Source organism: Streptomyces sp. SLBN-31, from assembly GCF_006715395.1.
GTDB lineage: Bacteria > Actinomycetota > Actinomycetes > Streptomycetales > Streptomycetaceae > Streptomyces.
On record NZ_VFNC01000001.1, the window covers coordinates 2401779 to 2420221 of the forward strand.

Below are 18443 nucleotides of genomic sequence, written 5' to 3' on the forward strand. Positions count from 1 at the left end.
ATGCACGACACCCTCAAGCGGGACGGGCGTGCGGACGGCTGGGCGGCGTGTCCGAAATAGTGTGTATTGGGTCTGCGGTGTAGAACGGGAGATGTGACGGCAATGGCTACGGAAACTCCCCAGCTCCACGCAGCGTGTGCCGTCCCCGCGCCGGGCAGTGAGCGGTGACGGCAGGCGACTCGTCGCGCCCCGGTGATCCGGAGCGCGGCACGCTCGACAAGGCCGCGGGCGAGAACTTCCCCGTGGCGCCTTTCTTCCTGCCCCGGGACTGGCGCGACGACCTCATGGCGGTCTACGGCTTCGCCCGCCTCGTCGACGACATCGGCGATGGCGATCTGGCCCCCGGCGGCGCCGACGCCCGCCTGCTCGGCGTGTCCCCCGCGGACGCCGAGGACCGGCTGCTTCTCCTGGACGCCTTCGAGGCCGACCTCGAGCGGGTCTTCTCCGGGGAGCCCCGCCACCCCCTGCTGCGCCGCCTGCAGCCGACGGTCCGCCGCCGCTCGCTCACGCCCGAGCCCTTCCTCGGCCTGATCGCCGCCAACCGCCAGGACCAGCTGGTCAGCCGCTACGAGACCTACGACGACCTGCTCGCGTACTGCGAACTCTCGGCCAACCCCGTGGGCCGTCTGGTGCTGTCCGTCACCGGCACCTCGACCCCCGAGCGCGTCCGGCTCTCCGACGCGATCTGCACGGCGCTGCAGATCGTCGAACACCTGCAGGACGTCGCCGAGGACCTCGGCCGCGACCGCATCTACCTGCCCGCCGAGGACATGAAGCGATTCCATGTTCAGGAGGCGGATCTCGCCACGCCCACCGCGGGTGCATCGGTGCGCGCACTGGTTGCATACGAAGCAGAACGCGCCCGCTCCCTCCTGAATGAAGGCGCCCCCCTGGTGGGTAGCGTCCACGGCAGGTTGAAGCTGCTGCTTGCGGGGTTCGTGGCGGGGGGAAGGGCGGCGGTCCGAGCGATCGCCGCCGCCGAATACGACGTTCTTCCCGGCCCGCCCAGGCCCGGCAAGCTCCGGCTGCTGCGCGAGGTGGGCGGGACTCTGCGAGGAGAGGGGTGATCCGGACCGTGGAGTCGGAACAGCACGTGCCCGCGCCGGTACTCGCCGCCTACAGCTACTGCGAGGCCGTCACCGGACAGCAGGCCCGTAACTTCGCGTACGGCATCAGACTGCTGCCGACGCCGAAGCGGCGCGCGATGTCGGCGCTGTACGCGTTCTCACGGCGCGTGGACGACATCGGCGACGGCGCGCTCGCCGGGGACGTGAAGGCGGCAAGACTCGAGGACACCCGGGCACTGCTGACCCGGGTGCGCGCCGGCGAGGTCGCCGAGGACGACATCGACCCCGTCGCGGTCGCCCTCACCCACGCCGCCGAGGCCTTCCCGATCCCGCTCGGCGGTCTGGACGAGCTGATCGACGGTGTGCTGATGGACGTCCGTGGCGAGACCTACGAGACCTGGGACGACCTGAAGGTGTACTGCCGCTGCGTCGCGGGCGCCATCGGCCGGCTCTCGCTCGGCGTCTTCGGCACCGAAGCGGGAGCACGCGGCGCCGAGCGCGCGCCCGAGTACGCGGACACCCTGGGCCTCGCCCTGCAGCTCACCAACATCCTCCGGGACGTCCGCGAGGACGCCGAGGGCGGACGCACCTACCTGCCCTCCGACGACCTCGCGAAGTTCGGGTGCTCGGCCGGGTTCCACGGCCCGACCCCGCCGGAGGGCTCCGACTTCGTGGGCCTCGTGCACTTCGAGGTACGCCGGGCCCGCGCCCTCTTCGCCGAGGGCTACCGGCTGCTGCCCATGCTCGACCGGCGCAGCGGCGCCTGCGTGGCGGCCATGGCCGGCATCTACCGCCGCCTCCTCGACCGCATCGAGCGCGACCCGGAGGCCGTGCTGCGCGGCCGGGTCTCGCTGCCCGGTCGGGAGAAGGCCTACGTCGCCGTGCGCGGGCTGTCCGGCCTGGACACCCGGCACGTGACGCGGAGGACCGTCAGGAGGCGCGCCTGATGGACAAAGCGGTCCAAGGTGATTCCAGTGGTGAAAAGCGGCACGCAACCCTCCGGGCGAGGACGGCGTCCCTGACTGCGACGGCCTGCCGTGCACGGTTCGACCACGGCGGTCGCGCAGGGGAGGGCGCACGATGAGCGACGGCACGCAGCCGGGAGGACCGGCCGCCGACGTCCCGGGACGGTCCGGGCGGCACGCCGTCGTGATCGGCGGCGGGCTCGCCGGCATCACCGCCGCGCTCGCCCTCGCCGACGCGGGCGTCGACGTCACGCTGGTCGAGGGCAGGCCGAGACTGGGGGGCCTGGCCTTCTCCTTCCAGCGCGGCGACCTGACCGTCGACAACGGCCAGCACGTGTACCTGCGCTGCTGCACCGCCTACCGCTGGTTCCTCGACCGTATCGACGCGGCCGGGCTGGCGCCGCTGCAGGATCGTCTCGACGTGCCCGTACTCGACGTCGCGAGGCCCGCGGGCCGGCGGCTGGGCAGACTGCGGCGCGACGCCCTGCCGGTACCCCTGCACCTGGGGCGCAGCCTGGCGACGTATCCGCATCTCTCGCTCGCCGAACGGGCCGCGGTGGGCCGTGCCGCGCTCGCGCTCAAGGGCCTCGACCTCGCCGATCCGGACCTGGACACGCAGGACTTCGGCAGCTGGCTGACCGCGCACGGTCAGTCGGCGCGTGCCGTCGAGGCCCTGTGGGACCTGGTCGGGGTCGCCACCCTCAACGCGGTCGCGGGCGACGCCTCGCTGGGGCTCGCCGCGATGGTGTTCAAGACCGGTCTGCTGTCCGATCCGGGCGCGGCCGACATCGGATGGGCGCACGTCCCGCTGGGCGAACTGCACGACCGGCTGGCCCGCAAGGCGCTCGACTCCGCGGGCGTCCGTACCGAAGTCCGTACACGCGTCACCTCCGTCCTCACTGACGAAAACGGGCGCTGGAGCGTTCAGGTTCCCGGCGAGCGGCTCACGGCGGACGCCGTCGTGCTCGCCGTACCCCAGCGCGAGGCCCATGACCTGCTGCCCGACGGCGCGCTCGACGCCCCGGAAAATCTTCTGCGGATCGGCACCGCGCCGATCCTCAACGTGCATGTCGTCTACGACCGCAAGGTGCTCCAAAGGCCGTTCTTCGCGGCCCTCGGCACCCCCGTCCAGTGGGTCTTCGACCGCACCGACGCCTCCGGACTGCGCAAGGGCCAGTACCTCGCGCTCTCCCAGTCGGCGGCGCACGACGAGATCGACGAGCCGGTCGCCGCGCTGCGCGAGCGCTATCTGCCCGAGTTGGAACGGCTCCTTCCCGGTACACGCGCCGCCGTGGTCGAGGACTTCTTCGTGACCAGGGAGCGAACGGCGACCTTCGCTCCCGCCCCCGGCGTCGGACGGCTGCGGCCCGGCGCCCGTACCAAGGCCCCCGGCCTCTACCTGGCCGGAGCGTGGACCGCCACAGGGTGGCCCGCGACCATGGAGAGTGCGGTCCGCAGTGGTGTGAGTGCGGCCGACGCCGCGCTGAGCGCCCTGGGCCGGCCCCGCCCGCGTCGCCTCTTCGAGTTCGAGGAGGCGGCCTGATGCTCGACCAGCACGCGGCAGGTCCCCGCACCCCCGGTACCGCAACAAGAGGAGAGACTGTGCCCACTGTGCCCCCGGCCGAGAAGGCCGATCGAGAGACCGCAGTGGACGTGACCGCGCTCCTCGAGCGCGGCCGGACCCTTGCCACACCGGTACTGCGGGCGGCCGTGGACCGCCTGGCGCCTCCCATGGACACCGTTTCCGCCTACCACTTCGGCTGGATCGACGCCGACGGAAGGCCCGCCGACGGTGACGGCGGCAAGGCCGTGCGCCCCGCCCTCGCGGTACTGTCCGCCGAGGTCACCGGCGCCGCCCCGGAGGTCGGCATCCCCGGTGCCGTCGCCGTCGAGCTGGTGCACAACTTCTCCCTCCTGCACGACGACCTGATGGACGGCGACGAACAGCGCCGCCACCGCGACACCGTCTGGAAGGTGCACGGCCCCGCCCAGGCGATCCTCGTCGGCGACGCCCTGTTCGCCCTGGCCAACGAGATCCTCCTCGAACTCGGCTCGGTCGAGGCCGGCCGCGCCACCCGCCGTCTGACCACCGCCACCCGCGCCCTGATCGACGGCCAGGCCCAGGACATCTCCTACGAGCACCGCGACCGCGTCAGCGTCGAGGAGTGCCTGGAGATGGAGGGCAACAAGACCGGCGCCCTGCTCGCCTGCGCCTCCTCCATCGGCGCGGTCCTCGGAGGTGCCGACGACCGCACCGCGGACACCCTGGAGAAGTACGGCTACCACCTCGGCCTCGCCTTCCAGGCCGTGGACGACCTGCTCGGCATCTGGGGCGACCCGGTCTCCACCGGCAAGCAGACGTGGAGCGACCTGCGCCAGCGCAAGAAGTCCCTGCCGGTCGTGGCCGCGCTCGCGGCGGGCGGCCCCGCCTCGGAGCGGCTCGGCGAGATCCTCGCCGCCGACGCCAAGAGCAGCGACTTCGAGAACTTCTCCGAGGAGGAGTTCGCGGCCCGGGCCGCCCTCATCGAGGAGGCGGGCGGCCGCGAGTGGACGGCGCAGGAGGCGCGCCGCCAGCACACCATCGCCATCGAGGCCCTCGACGCCATCGACATGCCCGACCGGGTGCGGGATCGGTTCGCGGCGCTCGCCGACTTCGTCGTCGTACGAAAGAGATGATCATTATCGGTCGAATAGCCCTCGCGTAGTCGCCGGCCGGCGCCGCAGCAGAGGTTCAGGCACCGGCCGACGGCGGACCCACAGCAGCACGATTTGCACGACTGCACGAAGGGGAAGCCATGACAGCGACGACCGACGGAAGCACCGGGGCACTGCCGCCCCGAGCTGCCTCGGCCAGCGAAACACACAGCACCGACCCCGTGGCGACCGGGGTGCACGACGTCGCCGTGCGCGCGACCCAACGCGCGACCGACTTCCTGCTGTCCCGGCAGGACGCCCAGGGCTGGTGGAAGGGCGACCTCGAGACCAATGTGACCATGGACGCCGAGGACCTGCTCCTGCGGCAGTTCCTGGGCATCCTCGACGAGGCCACCGCGCACGCCGCCGCCCTGTTCATCCGCGGCGAGCAGCGCGAGGACGGCACCTGGGCCACCTTCTACGGCGGCCCCGGCGAACTCTCCACCACCATCGAGGCCTACGTCGCCCTCCGGCTGGCCGGCGACGAGCCCGACTCCCCGCACATGGCGAAGGCCGCCGCGTGGGTCCGCGAACAGGGTGGCATCGCGGCCGCCCGGGTGTTCACCCGGATCTGGCTCGCGCTCTTCGGCTGGTGGAAGTGGGAGGACCTGCCCGAACTCCCGCCGGAGCTGATCTACTTCCCGAAGTGGATGCCGCTCAACATCTACGACTTCGGTTGCTGGGCGCGGCAGACCATCGTCCCGCTGACGATCGTGTCCGCGAAGCGGCCGGTGCGGCCCGCGCCCTTCCCGCTGGACGAGCTGCACACCGACCCAGCCGACCCCAACCCGCCCAAACCCCTTGCCCCGGTGGCCAGTTGGGACGGCGCCTTCCAGCGGCTGGACAAGGCCCTGCACCAACTGCGCAAGGCCGTGCCGCGCAGACTGCGCAAGGCCGCCATGAACAGCGCCGCCCGCTGGATCATCGAACGGCAGGAGAACGACGGCTGCTGGGGCGGCATCCAGCCGCCGGCCGTGTACTCGGTCATCGCGCTCTACCTGCTGGGCTACGACCTCGAACACCCCGTGATGCGCGAGGGATTGGCCTCGCTGGACCGTTTCGCCGTGTGGCGCCGGGACGGAGCCCGGATGATCGAGGCCTGCCAGTCGCCGGTCTGGGACACCTGCCTCGCGATGATCGCCCTCGCCGACGCGGGTGTGCCGGCCGACCATCCGCAGCTGGTCAAGGCCGCGGACTGGATGCTCGGCGAGCAGATCGTCCGGCCCGGCGACTGGTCCGTCAAGCGGCCCGGACTCCCGCCGGGCGGCTGGGCGTTCGAGTTCCACAACGACAACTACCCCGACATCGACGACACCGCCGAGGTGGTCCTCGCGCTGCGCCGGGTCAGGCACCACGACCCCGAGCGGGTGGAGAAGGCCATCGGGCGCGGGGTGCGCTGGAACCTGGGGATGCAGTCGAAGAACGGGGCCTGGGGCGCCTTCGACGTCGACAACACCAGCCCGTTCCCCAACCGGCTGCCGTTCTGCGACTTCGGCGAGGTCATCGACCCGCCGTCCGCCGACGTCACCGCCCACGTGGTGGAGATGCTGGCCGTCGAGGGCCTCTCCCACGACCCGCGCACCCGGCGCGGAATCGAGTGGCTGCTGGCCGCACAGGAGCCGGACGGCTCGTGGTTCGGCCGCTGGGGCGTCAACTACGTCTACGGCACCGGGTCCGTCGTACCCGCGCTCGTCGCGGCCGGCTTCCCCGGCTCGCACCCGGCGATCCGCAGGGCGGTGGCCTGGCTGGAGTCGGTGCAGAACGACGACGGCGGCTGGGGCGAGGACCTGCGCTCCTACAGGGACAGGAAGGAGTGGAGCGGCAAGGGTGCCTCCACCGCCTCGCAGACCGCGTGGGCGCTGATGGCCCTGCTCGCGGCGGGGGAGAAGGACTCCGGGTCCGTCGAGCGGGGCGTCGGGTGGCTCGCCGCCACCCAGCGCGAGGACGGCTCCTGGGACGAGCCCTACTTCACCGGCACCGGCTTCCCCTGGGACTTCTCCATCAACTACCACCTCTACCGGCAGGTCTTCCCGCTGACCGCGCTCGGCCGCTATGTGCACGGAGAACCGTTCTCCACCGGCAAGGGGGGCTGATGAGCACCCAGCCCGCCCCGGCACCGTTGCTGATCGCCTGCGCGCTCGGCATCGAGCACCTCGCGCTGCGCACGAGCCACCGGGGCGTGAGGCGGAGGGGCGGCTTGGAGCGCCTGGGAGCCGAACCGAACCGGTGGGGCGCCGGCGGGCCGGTCACCGTCCTGCGCACCGGCATGGGGCCCGAGGCGGCCGAGCGGTCCGTCACCCGGGCCCTGGCCGATCCGGACCTCGCCGGGGCCGCCGTGCTGGCCACCGGGTTCTGCGCGGGGCTCGCGCCCGGGATGCACCCCGGCGACCTGGTCGTCGCCGAGGAGACCCGGGCCCCGGGCGGAACCGTTCCGTGCGCGGGGACCGACCTGCTCGTCAAGGAACTCGTGCGCGCCGTCCCCGGCCGCACCGTCCACACCGGCCCGCTCACCGGCTCGGACCACGTCGTCCGTGGTCATGAACGGTCGGAGCTGCTCGCGACCGGCGCGGTCGCGGTCGACATGGAGTCCGCGGCGACGCTTCTGAGCGCCGTGCGCTCCGGCGAGCGCCCCGTTGCGGCCGTACGAGTGGTCGTGGACGCTCCTGAACATGAACTCGTCCGTATCGGCACGGTGCGCGGTGGAATATCGGCTTTCCGCGTTCTTCGTTCGGTACTTCCGGCTTTTTTCGAATGGCACCGTAATTTGCTGCTCCCCAGGAGGTGAGCCAGATGGCCATGCCGCTGCGTCAGTCCATCAAAGTCGCTACATACTTGGCCGAACAGAAGCTCCGCAAGCGGGACAAGTTCCCGCTGATCGTGGAGCTGGAGCCTCTCTTCGCATGCAACCTGAAGTGCGAGGGCTGCGGCAAGATCCAGCATCCGGCGGGCGTGCTCAAACAGCGCATGCCGGTCGCGCAGGCCGTGGGAGCGGTGCTGGAGTCGGGTGCCCCGATGGTGTCCATCGCCGGCGGCGAGCCCCTGATGCACCCTCAGATCGATGAGATCGTGCGGCAGTTGGTGGCCAGGAAGAAGTACGTCTTCCTCTGCACCAACGCCATGCTGCTGCGCAAGAAGATGGACAAGTTCAAGCCCTCTCCCTACTTCGCCTTCGCCGTGCACATCGACGGACTGCGCGAGCGGCACGACGAGTCGGTGGCGAAGGAGGGCGTCTTCGACGAGGCCGTCGAGGCGATCAAGGAGGCCAAGCGGCGCGGCTTCCGGGTCACCACCAACTCCACCTTCTTCAACACCGACACCCCGCAGACCATCATCGAGGTGCTCAACTTCCTCAACGACGACCTCAAGGTCGACGAGATGATGATCTCGCCCGCCTATGCCTACGAGAAGGCGCCCGACCAGGAGCACTTCCTGGGCGTGGAGCAGACCCGCGAGCTGTTCAAGAAGGCCTTCGCGGGCGGCAACCGCCGCAAGTGGAGGCTCAACCACTCGCCGCTGTTCCTCGACTTCCTCGAGGGCAAGGTCGACTTCCCCTGCACCGCCTGGGCGATCCCGAACTACTCGCTCTTCGGCTGGCAGCGCCCCTGCTACCTGATGAGCGACGGGTACGTGCCGACGTACCGCGAGCTGATCGAGGAGACGGACTGGGACAAGTACGGCCGCGGCAAGGACCCGCGCTGCGCCAACTGCATGGCGCACTGCGGCTACGAGCCCACCGCCGTCCTCGCCACCATGGGGTCCCTGAAGGAGTCCCTGCGCGCCATGCGCGAGACGGTCTCCGGAAACCGGGAGTGAGGTCATGACCGCCGTTTCCCTCGGTGTCCCCGAGGTACCGGCCCGGCCGATCGCCGAGCGGCGCGTGTCGCGGCAGATCCATGTGGGGCCGGTGGCGGTCGGGGGCGGGGCACCGGTGTCGGTGCAGTCGATGACGACGACCCGTACGTCCGACATCGGCGCCACCCTGCAGCAGATCGCGGAACTCACCGCGTCCGGCTGCCAGATCGTCCGCGTCGCCTGTCCCACACAGGACGACGCGGACGCGCTGGCCACCATCGCGCGCAAGTCGCAGATCCCGGTGATCGCGGACATCCACTTCCAGCCGAAGTACGTGTTCGCGGCCATCGAGGCCGGCTGCGCCGCGGTGCGGGTGAACCCGGGCAACATCAAGAAGTTCGACGACCAGGTGAAGGAGATCGCCAAAGCGGCCCGGGACCACGGCACGCCGATCCGGATCGGGGTCAACGCCGGGTCGCTGGACAAGCGGCTGCTGCAGAAGTACGGCCGGGCGACGCCGGAGGCGTTGGTCGAGTCCGCGCTGTGGGAGGCGTCCCTCTTCGAGGAGCACGACTTCCGGGACATCAAGATCTCGGTCAAGCACAACGACCCCGTGGTGATGGTCAACGCCTACCGGCTACTGGCCGAGCGGTGCGACTACCCGCTGCACCTCGGGGTCACCGAGGCCGGTCCCGCCTTCCAGGGCACGATCAAGTCGGCCGTCGCCTTCGGAGCGCTGCTCTCGCAGGGCATCGGCGACACGATCCGGGTCTCGCTGAGCGCCCCGCCCGCCGAGGAGGTGAAGGTCGGCATCCAGATCCTGGAGTCGCTGGGGCTCCGGCAGCGGCGCCTGGAGATCGTCTCCTGCCCCTCCTGCGGCCGGGCGCAGGTCGACGTCTACAAGCTCGCCGACGAAGTCACGGCCGGCCTGGAGGGGATGGAGGTCCCGTTGCGGGTAGCCGTGATGGGTTGTGTGGTCAACGGCCCCGGTGAGGCGCGGGAGGCGGACCTGGGGGTCGCCTCCGGCAACGGCAAGGGGCAGATCTTCGTCAAGGGCGAGGTCATCAAGACCGTACCCGAGTCCAAGATCGTGGAGACCCTCATCGAGGAGGCGATGAAGATCGCCGAACAGATGGAACAGGACGGCGTCGCGTCGGGGGAGCCGGCCGTCACCGTGAGTTGAACAGCACGGACCGAAGGGGGCCCGAGCGTGACCATTCTGGAGAACATCCGGGGACCACGCGACCTTAAGGCGCTGTCCGAGGCGGAACTTCGCGAACTGTCAGAGGAGATCCGGGAGTTCCTGGTGCACGCGGTCGCCAGGACCGGCGGACACCTCGGGCCCAACCTGGGCGTGGTGGAACTGTCCATCGCGCTCCACCGGGTCTTCGAGTCACCGGTGGACCGCATCGTCTGGGACACCGGCCACCAGAGCTACGTCCACAAGATCCTCACCGGCCGCAAGGACTTCTCCAAGCTGCGCGGCAAGGGCGGCCTGTCCGGCTACCCCTCGCGCGAGGAGTCCGAGCACGACATCGTGGAGAACAGCCACGCCTCCACCGCCCTCGGCTGGGCCGACGGCCTCGCCAAGGCCCGCCAGGTGCAGGGCGAGAAGGGGCACGTCGTCGCGGTGATCGGCGACGGCGCGCTGACCGGCGGCATGGCCTGGGAGGCGCTGAACAACATCGCCGCCGCCAAGGACCGGCCGCTGATCATCGTCGTCAACGACAACGAGCGGTCGTACGCGCCGACCATCGGCGGGCTCGCCAACCACCTCGCCACCCTGCGCACCACCGACTCCTACGAGAAGGTGCTCGCCTGGGGCAAGGACGTCCTGCTGCGCACACCCGTCGTCGGCAACACCATCTACGAGTCCCTGCACGGCGCGAAGAAGGGCTTCAAGGACGCCTTCGCCCCGCAAGGCATGTTCGAGGACCTGGGCCTGAAGTACGTCGGCCCGATCGACGGACACGACATCGGGGCCGTCGAGTCGGCGCTGCGGCGTGCGAAACGTTTCCACGGCCCGGTCCTGGTCCACTGCCTCACCGAGAAGGGCCGCGGCTACGAGCCGGCCCTGGCCCACGAGGAGGACCACTTCCACACCGTCGGCGTGATGGACCCGCTCACCTGCGAGCCGCTCACGCCGTCCAACTCCCCTTCCTGGACCTCGGTGTTCGGCGACGAGATCGTCAGGATCGGGGAGGAGCGGGAGGACGTCGTCGCGATCACTGCGGCGATGCTGCACCCGGTGGGGCTCGGCAAGTTCGCCGCCAGGTTCCCGGACCGGGTGTGGGACGTCGGGATCGCCGAGCAGCACGCCGCGGTGAGCGCGGCGGGGCTCGCGACCGGCGGGCTGCACCCCGTCGTCGCCGTCTACGCCACCTTCCTCAACCGCGCCTTCGACCAGCTCCTGATGGACGTCGCCCTGCACCGCTGCGGGGTCACCTTCGTGCTGGACCGAGCCGGCGTGACGGGCGTCGACGGGCCCTCCCACAACGGCATGTGGGACATGTCGATCCTCCAGGTCGTGCCGGGGCTCAGGATCGCCGCGCCACGCGACGCCGACCAGCTGCGGGCGCAGTTGCGCGAGGCGGTCGCCGTGGACGACGCACCGACCCTGGTCCGCTTCCCGAAGGAGTCCGTCGGCCCCGAGATCCCGGCGATCGACCGGGTCGGCGGCCTCGACGTCCTGCACCGCGGCCCCGGCACGCCGGAGGTGCTGATGGTCGCCGTCGGGGTGATGGCTCCCGTCTGCATCCAGGCCGCCGAGCTGCTTCAGGCGCGCGGGATCTCCTGCACCGTGGTCGACCCCCGGTGGGTCAAGCCCGTCGACCCGGCGCTCCCGGGCCTCGCGGCGGAACACCGGCTGGTGGCCGTCGTCGAGGACAACAGCCGCTCGGCCGGTGTGGGATCGGCCGTGGCGCTGGCCCTCGGCGACGCCGAAGTCGACGTGCCCGTACGGCGGTTCGGTATCCCGGAGCAGTTCCTCGCGCACGCCAAGCGCGGCGAGGTGCTGGCCGACATCGGACTCACGCCGGTCGAGGTGGCCGGGCGGATCAGCGCGAGCCTGGCCGTCAAGGAGGCCGAGGTCACCCTGGCCGCCGAGGAACAGGTGAACGGCACCGTCAAGGAGAGGGCTGAATGACCAAGGAGTTCGACCTCGGGGCGCTCCTGTCCGAGCGCGGAGCCGAACGCTACGAGCTGCACGGGAAGTACCTCAACCACCAGCTCCCGCGCATGCTGCACACGATCGGCTTCGACAAGGTCTACGAGCGCGCCGAGGGCGCCCACTTCTGGGACGCGGACGGCAACGACTACCTGGACATGCTGGCCGGGTTCGGGGTGATGGGCCTGGGCCGCCACCACCCGGTCGTCCGCAAGGCGCTCCACGACGTCCTCGACGCCTCCCTCGCCGACCTCACCCGCTTCGACTGTCAGCCGCTGCCCGGCCTGCTGGCCGAGAAGCTGCTGACGTACAGCCCGCACCTGGACCGGGTGTTCTTCGGCAACAGCGGGACGGAGGCCGTCGAGACGGCGCTGAAGTTCGCCCGGTTCGCCACCGGGAAGCCGCGCGTGCTCTACTGCGACCACGCCTTCCACGGCCTGACCACGGGCTCGCTGTCCGTCAACGGCGAGTCCGGTTTCCGGGACGGCTTCGCCCCGCTCCTGCCGGACACCGCCGTCCCGCTCGGCGATCTCGACGCCCTGGCACGGGAGTTGAACAAGGGCGACGTCGCCGCCCTGATCGTGGAGCCGATCCAGGGCAAGGGCGTGCACGAGGCTCCGCCCGGCCATCTGCGCGCCGCCCAGGAACTGCTGCGCAAGCACAAGGCGCTGCTCATCGCCGACGAGGTGCAGACGGGGCTCGGCCGCACCGGTGACTTCTACGCCTACCAGCACGAGGAGGGCGTGGAGCCCGACCTGGTGTGCGTGGCCAAGGCGCTGTCGGGCGGCTACGTCCCGGTCGGTGCCACCCTCGGCAAGGACTGGATCTTCAAGAAGGTCTACTCGTCGATGGACCGGGTGCTGGTCCACTCGGCGAGCTTCGGCTCCAACGCCCAGGCCATGGCGGCGGGGCTCGCCGTGCTGTCGGTCATGGAGAACGAGCAGATCGTCGCGAACGCCCGGGCGACGGGAGAGCAGCTGAAGTCCCGGCTCTCGGCTCTCGTCGACAAGTACGAGCTGCTCGCCGACGTCCGCGGCCGCGGCCTGATGATCGGCATCGAGTTCGGCAGGCCCCGGTCGCTGAAGCTGCGCAGCCGCTGGACGATGCTGCAGGCCGCGCGCAAGGGCCTGTTCGCGCAGATGGTCGTCGTACCGCTGCTGCAGCGGCACCGGATCCTCACCCAGGTCTCCGGCGACCACCTCGAAGTGATCAAGCTGATCCCGCCGTTGATCATCGGCGAGCGGGACGTGGACCGGTTCGTGGAGGCCTTCACCGCCGTGATGGACGACGCGCACAGCGGCGGCGGACTGATGTGGGACTTCGGCAAGACGCTCGTGAAGCAGGCGGTCGCCAACCGGTGAAGCGGGGCGGGTGCCCGGCGTGAGCACCCGACCGCGGCTTTTGCCTCTGAGGCAATAAATTTGCCGCAGGGGCAAAATCGCGGCTGAATGGACATATGAGCTCCCCGGAAGCCGAGTCCGAGCCGTTCCCCGGACCGGACCTGCCCGCCGTCGCGCCCCAGCTGCGGGCCCTGCGCCGACGTGCCTCCCTCACCCTGGAGGCCGCGGCGCGCGCCGCCGGGCTCTCGCCGGCCCATCTGTCCCGGCTGGAGACCGGGCAGCGCCAGCCCTCGCTGCCGATGCTGCTCGCGCTCGCCCGTATCTACGGTACGACCGTCTCGGAACTGCTCGGCGAGCGGGTCGCCGACCGGGACGCCGTCGTACGCGGCGCCGACATGGAGCCGACGCCGGCGGGCGGCTGGACCTACTGGCAGGCCGGGTCGCCCGGCCGTGGCATGCAGGCCCTGCGCGTGCACGTGCCGCACGGCTCGCAGGGCGACATCGTGCGCGTGCATCCCGGCGAGGAATGGCTGTACGTCCTCAGCGGCCGGCTGCGGCTGCGCCTCGGTGACACCACGCACCGGCTCGCCCCCGGCGACAGCGCGCACTTCGACTCGCTCACCCCGCACCGCATCGCCGCGCAGGACCCCGACGGTGTCGAGCTCCTGTTCGTCCACACCCTGCTGCAGAGCCCGACGGCCACCCTGTGCCTCGGCCCCACCGATGGAGAGATGCCATGAGCAACAGCAACATGGAGGAGAAGTTCCCCCGCGGCCTGTGGGTCCGGCTGATCATCTACATCGCCGTGGGGCATCTGTTCGCGGCCTTCATCTACCTGCTGTTCGCGGTCGGGGCGAAGTAGGCCGGGTGCGCGTCGGTCAGTCGAGCAGCCGCCCGCGCAGCCGCTCACGAATCTCCGGTGTGACCCCGAGCCCCTGCTCCAGGTACGCCTCGACCCCGCCCCATGTCTCCTCGATGGTCTCGAAGGCCGCCGCCAGATACTCGGCGCGTGCCTCGAACAGGGGGCTGAGCAGCTCCATGACCTCGGGGGAGTAGCCGGCGGAGGAACTGCTGCTGCGGTGCACCTTGTAACGGCGGTGCTTGGCGTTGGACTCCAGGTAGTCCGCGACGATGGCCTCCCGCTCGACGCCCAGGGCGAGCAGGGTGACGGCTATGGACAGGCCCGCGCGGTCCTTGCCCGCCGCACAGTGCATCAGCGCCGGCACGCTGTCCTCGGCGAGCGAGCGCAGCACACGCGTGTGCTCGGCGGTGCGTTCCCTGATGATCGTGCGGTACGAGGTGATCATGCGGCCCGCGGCCTTGCCGTCACCGAGGACCTCGCGCAGCTGCTCGATCTCGCCGTCCCGCACCATCTTCCAGAAGCCCGCGCCGTCCGCCGGGTCGGACAGCGGCAGGTTCACATTGCGCACGCCCGGCAGCTCGACGTCCGGCCCCTCCAGCTGCTGGTCCGCGGCGTTGCGGAAGTCGAAGATCGTGTGCAGCCCCAGCGAGGAGAGGAACGCGGCGTCCTCCTCGGTCGCGTGCGCCAGGTGCCCGCTGCGGAACAGCACCCCGTGGCGCACCCGCCGCCCGTCCACCGTCGGCAGCCCGCCCACGTCGCGGAAGTTGCGCACCCGGGCCAGCTCCGGCTCGGTCGACGGGATCTGCTGCGTCACGGGGGCTCCTCCCAGTCCGCCCCGCCGACTCGGCTCGACGACGGGCACCTTGTCGACGATACGACATGCATTCCTTGGGCAATGAGTTGTCCACAGGCGTTGCCGTCGGCCCCCACCGGCATTGATGATGTTGCTGCTTGATCGCACCTGTTCGAATATGTGGGGGCTTGATGCTGGAGATCTCCGACAACGGCCGTACCTGGCTCCTGACCGGGCCGACCAGCGGCTACGCGATCCATCTCACCGAGGACGACGAGCTCCTGCACCTGCACTGGGGCCCCCGGATCGCCCTCGCCGACGCCGAGGCCCTCGCGGTACGCCCGCTGCCGGACTACCGCCCCTTCGAGTCCCCGCTCGACGGCCGCGAGGAGTACCCGGTCGAGGGCGGCCCGCGGTTCGTGCGGCCGGCCCTGTCCGTGCGCTCCGAGGAGCGGCGCGGCACCGAGTGGCGCTTCGAGGCGTACGAGGCGGAGGGCGACCACCTCCGGCTGAGGTTCCGCGACGGCGGCCTCGCGATCACCCTGCACCACCGGATGCGGCACGACGTCGTCGAGCGCTGGCTGACCCTCGACAACGAGGGTCCGGGCGCCCTGGAGCTGCTGCGCGCGGACGCCGCGACCTGGACCCTCCCCGACCGCGACGGCTGGCGGCTGTCCCAGCTGCACGGCCGCTGGGCCGCGGAGTCCCGGCTCACGACTTCCCCGCTCACCTACGGCGAGAAGGTCATCGGCAGCCGCCGCGGGCACACCGGACACCAGCACCTGCCCTGGGTCGCCCTCGACACCGACGCCACCGAGGAGCGCGGCGAGGTCTACGGCTGCGCTCTCGGCTGGTCCGGCTCCTGGCGCATCGCGGTGGCCCAACTCCCCGACGCACGCGTGCAGATCACCGGCGGCGCCGGATACGACGACTCCGGACTGCTGAACCTGGCGGCGGGGGAGTCGTACACCACCCCCGTCTTCGCCGGGCTGTGGAGCGACGGCGGCTTCGGCGGGGCGAGCCGGGCCTGGCACGCCTACCAGCGCGCGTACGTCGTCCCCGACGCGGACCAGGACCGGCCCGTGCTGTTCAACTCCTGGGAGGCCACGGAGTTCGACATCTCCGAGGAACAGCAGGGGGCCCTCGCACGGCGGGCCGCGGCGATCGGCGTGGAGCTGTTCGTCGTCGACGACGGCTGGTTCGGCAAGCGCACCAGCGACCGGGCCGGGCTCGGCGACTGGACGCCCAACCCCGACCGCTTCCCCAAGGGTCTGGCGCCGCTCGCCGACTACGTGCACGCCCTCGGCATGCAGTTCGGCATCTGGGTCGAACCCGAGATGGTCAACCCGGACAGCGACCTGTACCGCGCCCACCCCGACTGGGTCCAGTTCCAGCCCGGACGCAGGCGGACGGAGCTGCGCAACCAGCTCGTGCTGAACCTGGCCCGCGAGGACGTCCAGGAGTACCTCTGGGAGCGGCTCGACGCACTCCTGTCCAGCGCCCCGATCGACTACGTGAAGTGGGACTTCAACCGCTGCTTCACGGACGCCGGCTGGCCCGGTGACGCCTACCCGCAGCGACTGTGGGTCGACCACGTCCGCGCCCTGTACGCCCTGCTGGACCGGCTGCGGGAGGCCCACCCCGGTGTCGTCTTCGAGTCCTGCTCGGGCGGCGGCGGGCGGATCGACCTCGGGATCATGAGCCGTACGGACCAGGTGTGGACCTCGGACAACACCGATCCCCTCGACCGGCTCGCCATCCAGCACGGCTTCAGCCAGATCCACCCCGCGCGCGTCATGGCCGCCTGGGTCACCGACAGCCCCAACACCCAGCTCAACGGGCGCGTCAGCTCGCTTCGCTTCCGGTTCGTCAGCGCCATGGCCGGAGTGCTCGGGGTGGGCGGGGACCTCACACAGTGGACCGAGGAGGAGCTGACCGAGGCCCGCGACTGGGTGAGCCTCTACAAGGAGATCCGGCCGCTCGTCCAGCACGGTGAGCTGCACCGCCTCCGGCCGCCGACGGGCGGGCTCAGCGCGGTGCAGTACGCGCGCGGGGACCAGAGCGTCGTCCTCGCCTGGTTGCAGGCGCAGAGCTACGGCGAGCCCGTGCCGGCCCTGCGGCTGCGTGCCCTCGACCCGACAGCGTCGTACGAATGCCTCGAAACGGGCGAAGTGCATCGAGGTGCCGTATTGCTCCATCACGGATTGCGTACCGGACTGCGGGGCGACCTTGATGCGGCAGTTCTCCGCCTGCGCCGCATCTGACTCTTCTGTCCGAATTGCTGCGTTGATTGGGCTTCATTCCAACTCGCGCTGTGACAAACGGAGCTGGAGCAGTGTCACGTGAGCAGCGTCATACCCGTGACGGTGCGTACCTCGTCATGCTCACGTAATCAATCCGCCCTTCCTGCGAATTGAAGAGTGGGAAGAAGCGAAAATTCACGGAGAGTGACCGTGGATTTCCATGGAGGATCAAGGGAAACGGATGCACGGGGAACCGTCGCTTGTCCCTTCGCGTCCTCGTCGCTTACGTTCCACACCAATCCGGACGGACGCCCAATCCTGCCGCCGCCCGGAGCCCGCACCAACTCACCCGTGTACGGCAGGAGCGGGGGACCCACAGGTACAACGCCTGTTCCGGTCTCCGGAACGGCTAGGGGTACAGCCGCGACCAGCGCGCGGCCGGGCATCTCCAGCCCGCACCCGACAGCTCACCTCGCAGGCGCCGGAGAGGAATTCGCCATGCCCGCGAAGGGTAAGCACCGCCGACCCAAGTCCCAGCGCTTCACCCGCTCCATCGCCGTCGCCGGAACCGGCGGCGCCGCGCTCGCCCTCCCGTTGATGGGTGCCACCGGCGCCCACGCGGCCCCCGCCCAGTCCGCTTCCCAGTCGGTTTCGGAAAAGGCCGTGCAGTCCCTTCCGAATACCGCGAAGAAGGCGACCGAAAAGAAGAACTCCGCCTCGGAAAAGGCGGTCCACGTCTATTCGGTGCGGTCCGGTGACTACCTTTCGAAGATCGCCGAGGAGCAGCACGTCAGCGGTGGCTGGCACAAGCTCTACGCCGACAACCGCACCGCCGTCGGCGACGACCCGTCGCTCATCCACCCCGGTCTGAAGCTCACGATCGGCAAGAAGGCCGCGACGAACACCCCCAAGTCCTCCACGGCCAAGTCCTCGTCCGCGCAGGGCCCGAGCTCGACGAAGGAGCGCTCGTCCTCCTCCGGTAAGGCCACCACCCGCAGCGCCACCCGCAGCGCCACCGCGACCACCACCGCCACCACCGGCTTCCAGCTCCCCGTCTCGGGCGCGGCCGTCGGCACCGGCTACCACGTGGCCGGCAGCATGTGGTCCAGCGGCTACCACACCGGCGTCGACTTCGTCGTCCCCACCGGCACCTCCCTCAAGGCCGTCGGCGCGGGCACGGTCGTCTCCGCCGGCTGGGGCGGCGCCTACGGCAACCAGGTCGTCATCAGGCTCGCCGACGGCTACTACGCCCAGTACGCGCACCTGTCGCAGCTCTCCGTCTCGGCCGGCCAGAGCGTGAGCCCGGGCCAGCAGGTCGGCCTGTCCGGCGCCACCGGCAACGTCACCGGCCCGCACCTGCACTTCGAGATCCGGACCACGCCGAACTACGGCTCCGACGTGGACCCGGTCGCCTACCTCCGCTCCAAGGGCGTCGCCGTCGGCTGACCCCCCGCCGCCACGCCGCCCGACACGCTGCCGAAGGCCGGACCTCGATCCCCGGGTCCGGCCTTCGGTGTGTCT

At 70.7% G+C, this 18443-nt stretch carries 16 protein-coding genes and 1 riboswitch; of the genes, 15 read left to right on the top strand and 1 reads right to left on the bottom strand.

Annotation, left to right across the window (positions count from 1 at the left end):
* The first annotated feature begins 164 nt into the window (after positions 1-164).
* The 13 genes from hpnC (at position 165) to FBY22_RS11015 (ending at position 13886) form a co-directional block, all read left to right on the top strand.
* The gene (hpnC, locus tag FBY22_RS10960) at positions 165-1067 is read left to right on the top strand and encodes a squalene synthase HpnC (protein ID WP_142144531.1); all 903 of its coding nucleotides are present in this window, start codon (positions 165-167) and stop codon (positions 1065-1067) included.
* Positions 1064-2014, top strand: coding sequence for a presqualene diphosphate synthase HpnD (gene hpnD / locus FBY22_RS10965; protein ID WP_142144533.1), 951 nt, complete (start codon positions 1064-1066; stop codon positions 2012-2014). The genes hpnC and hpnD overlap by 4 nt, the downstream gene beginning before the upstream one ends.
* Positions 2014-2151 (top strand): DUF6380 family protein, encoded by a 138-nt coding sequence (locus FBY22_RS45905; protein ID WP_222127752.1) that lies wholly within the window; start codon positions 2014-2016, stop codon positions 2149-2151. Before hpnD ends, FBY22_RS45905 begins: the two co-directional genes overlap by 1 nt.
* Entirely contained in the window at positions 2148-3575 is a 1428-nt protein-coding gene (gene hpnE / locus FBY22_RS10970) for a hydroxysqualene dehydroxylase HpnE (protein WP_142144535.1), read from the top strand. Before FBY22_RS45905 ends, hpnE begins: the two co-directional genes overlap by 4 nt.
* Positions 3576-3643: 68 nt before the next feature.
* Positions 3644-4708 carry a polyprenyl synthetase family protein gene (locus tag FBY22_RS10975; protein WP_174267197.1) on the top strand — a complete coding sequence of 355 codons (1065 nt, stop codon included), beginning with the start codon at positions 3644-3646 and terminating at the stop codon, positions 4706-4708.
* Positions 4709-4827: 119 nt separating this feature from the next.
* Complete coding sequence (gene shc / locus FBY22_RS10980; RefSeq protein ID WP_142144539.1) at positions 4828-6819, top strand: squalene--hopene cyclase; 1992 nt, start codon at positions 4828-4830, stop codon at positions 6817-6819.
* Entirely contained in the window at positions 6819-7511 is a 693-nt protein-coding gene (locus FBY22_RS10985; RefSeq protein ID WP_142144541.1) for a 1-hydroxy-2-methyl-2-butenyl 4-diphosphate reductase, read from the top strand. Before shc ends, FBY22_RS10985 begins: the two co-directional genes overlap by 1 nt.
* Positions 7512-7516: 5 nt before the next feature.
* A complete protein-coding gene (hpnH, locus tag FBY22_RS10990; protein ID WP_030936191.1) occupies positions 7517-8539 on the top strand; it encodes an adenosyl-hopene transferase HpnH in 1023 nt (340 codons plus the stop codon).
* A 4-nt stretch (positions 8540-8543) separates the two neighbouring features.
* Complete coding sequence (gene ispG, locus FBY22_RS10995) at positions 8544-9701, top strand: flavodoxin-dependent (E)-4-hydroxy-3-methylbut-2-enyl-diphosphate synthase (RefSeq protein ID WP_142144543.1); 1158 nt, start codon at positions 8544-8546, stop codon at positions 9699-9701.
* A gap of 27 nt (positions 9702-9728) precedes the next feature.
* Positions 9729-11663 (top strand): 1-deoxy-D-xylulose-5-phosphate synthase, encoded by a 1935-nt coding sequence (gene dxs, locus FBY22_RS11000; RefSeq protein WP_142144545.1) that lies wholly within the window; start codon positions 9729-9731, stop codon positions 11661-11663.
* A complete protein-coding gene (locus FBY22_RS11005; RefSeq protein WP_142144547.1) occupies positions 11660-13045 on the top strand; it encodes an aspartate aminotransferase family protein in 1386 nt (461 codons plus the stop codon). The genes dxs and FBY22_RS11005 overlap by 4 nt, the downstream gene beginning before the upstream one ends.
* Positions 13046-13140: 95 nt before the next feature.
* A complete protein-coding gene (locus tag FBY22_RS11010) occupies positions 13141-13764 on the top strand; it encodes a helix-turn-helix domain-containing protein (protein WP_142144549.1) in 624 nt (207 codons plus the stop codon).
* Positions 13761-13886 (top strand): DUF6126 family protein, encoded by a 126-nt coding sequence (locus FBY22_RS11015; RefSeq protein ID WP_142144551.1) that lies wholly within the window; start codon positions 13761-13763, stop codon positions 13884-13886. Before FBY22_RS11010 ends, FBY22_RS11015 begins: the two co-directional genes overlap by 4 nt.
* 16 nt (positions 13887-13902) lie before the next feature.
* Here the strand turns inward: FBY22_RS11015 and FBY22_RS11020 are convergent, their stop codons facing one another.
* Complete coding sequence (locus FBY22_RS11020) at positions 13903-14700, bottom strand: tyrosine-protein phosphatase (protein WP_142144553.1); 798 nt, start codon at positions 14698-14700, stop codon at positions 13903-13905.
* Between the two features lie 170 nt (positions 14701-14870).
* On the opposite strand from FBY22_RS11020, the gene FBY22_RS11025 reads away from it, so the two are divergent.
* Positions 14871-16943 carry an alpha-galactosidase gene (locus FBY22_RS11025; protein WP_142144555.1) on the top strand — a complete coding sequence of 691 codons (2073 nt, stop codon included), beginning with the start codon at positions 14871-14873 and terminating at the stop codon, positions 16941-16943.
* A 307-nt stretch (positions 16944-17250) separates the two neighbouring features.
* Positions 17251-17416, top strand: a riboswitch (cyclic di-AMP (ydaO/yuaA leader).
* 4 nt (positions 17417-17420) lie between these two features.
* Positions 17421-18368 (top strand): peptidoglycan DD-metalloendopeptidase family protein, encoded by a 948-nt coding sequence (locus FBY22_RS11030; RefSeq protein WP_142144557.1) that lies wholly within the window; start codon positions 17421-17423, stop codon positions 18366-18368.
* The last annotated feature ends 75 nt before the right edge of the window (positions 18369-18443 follow it).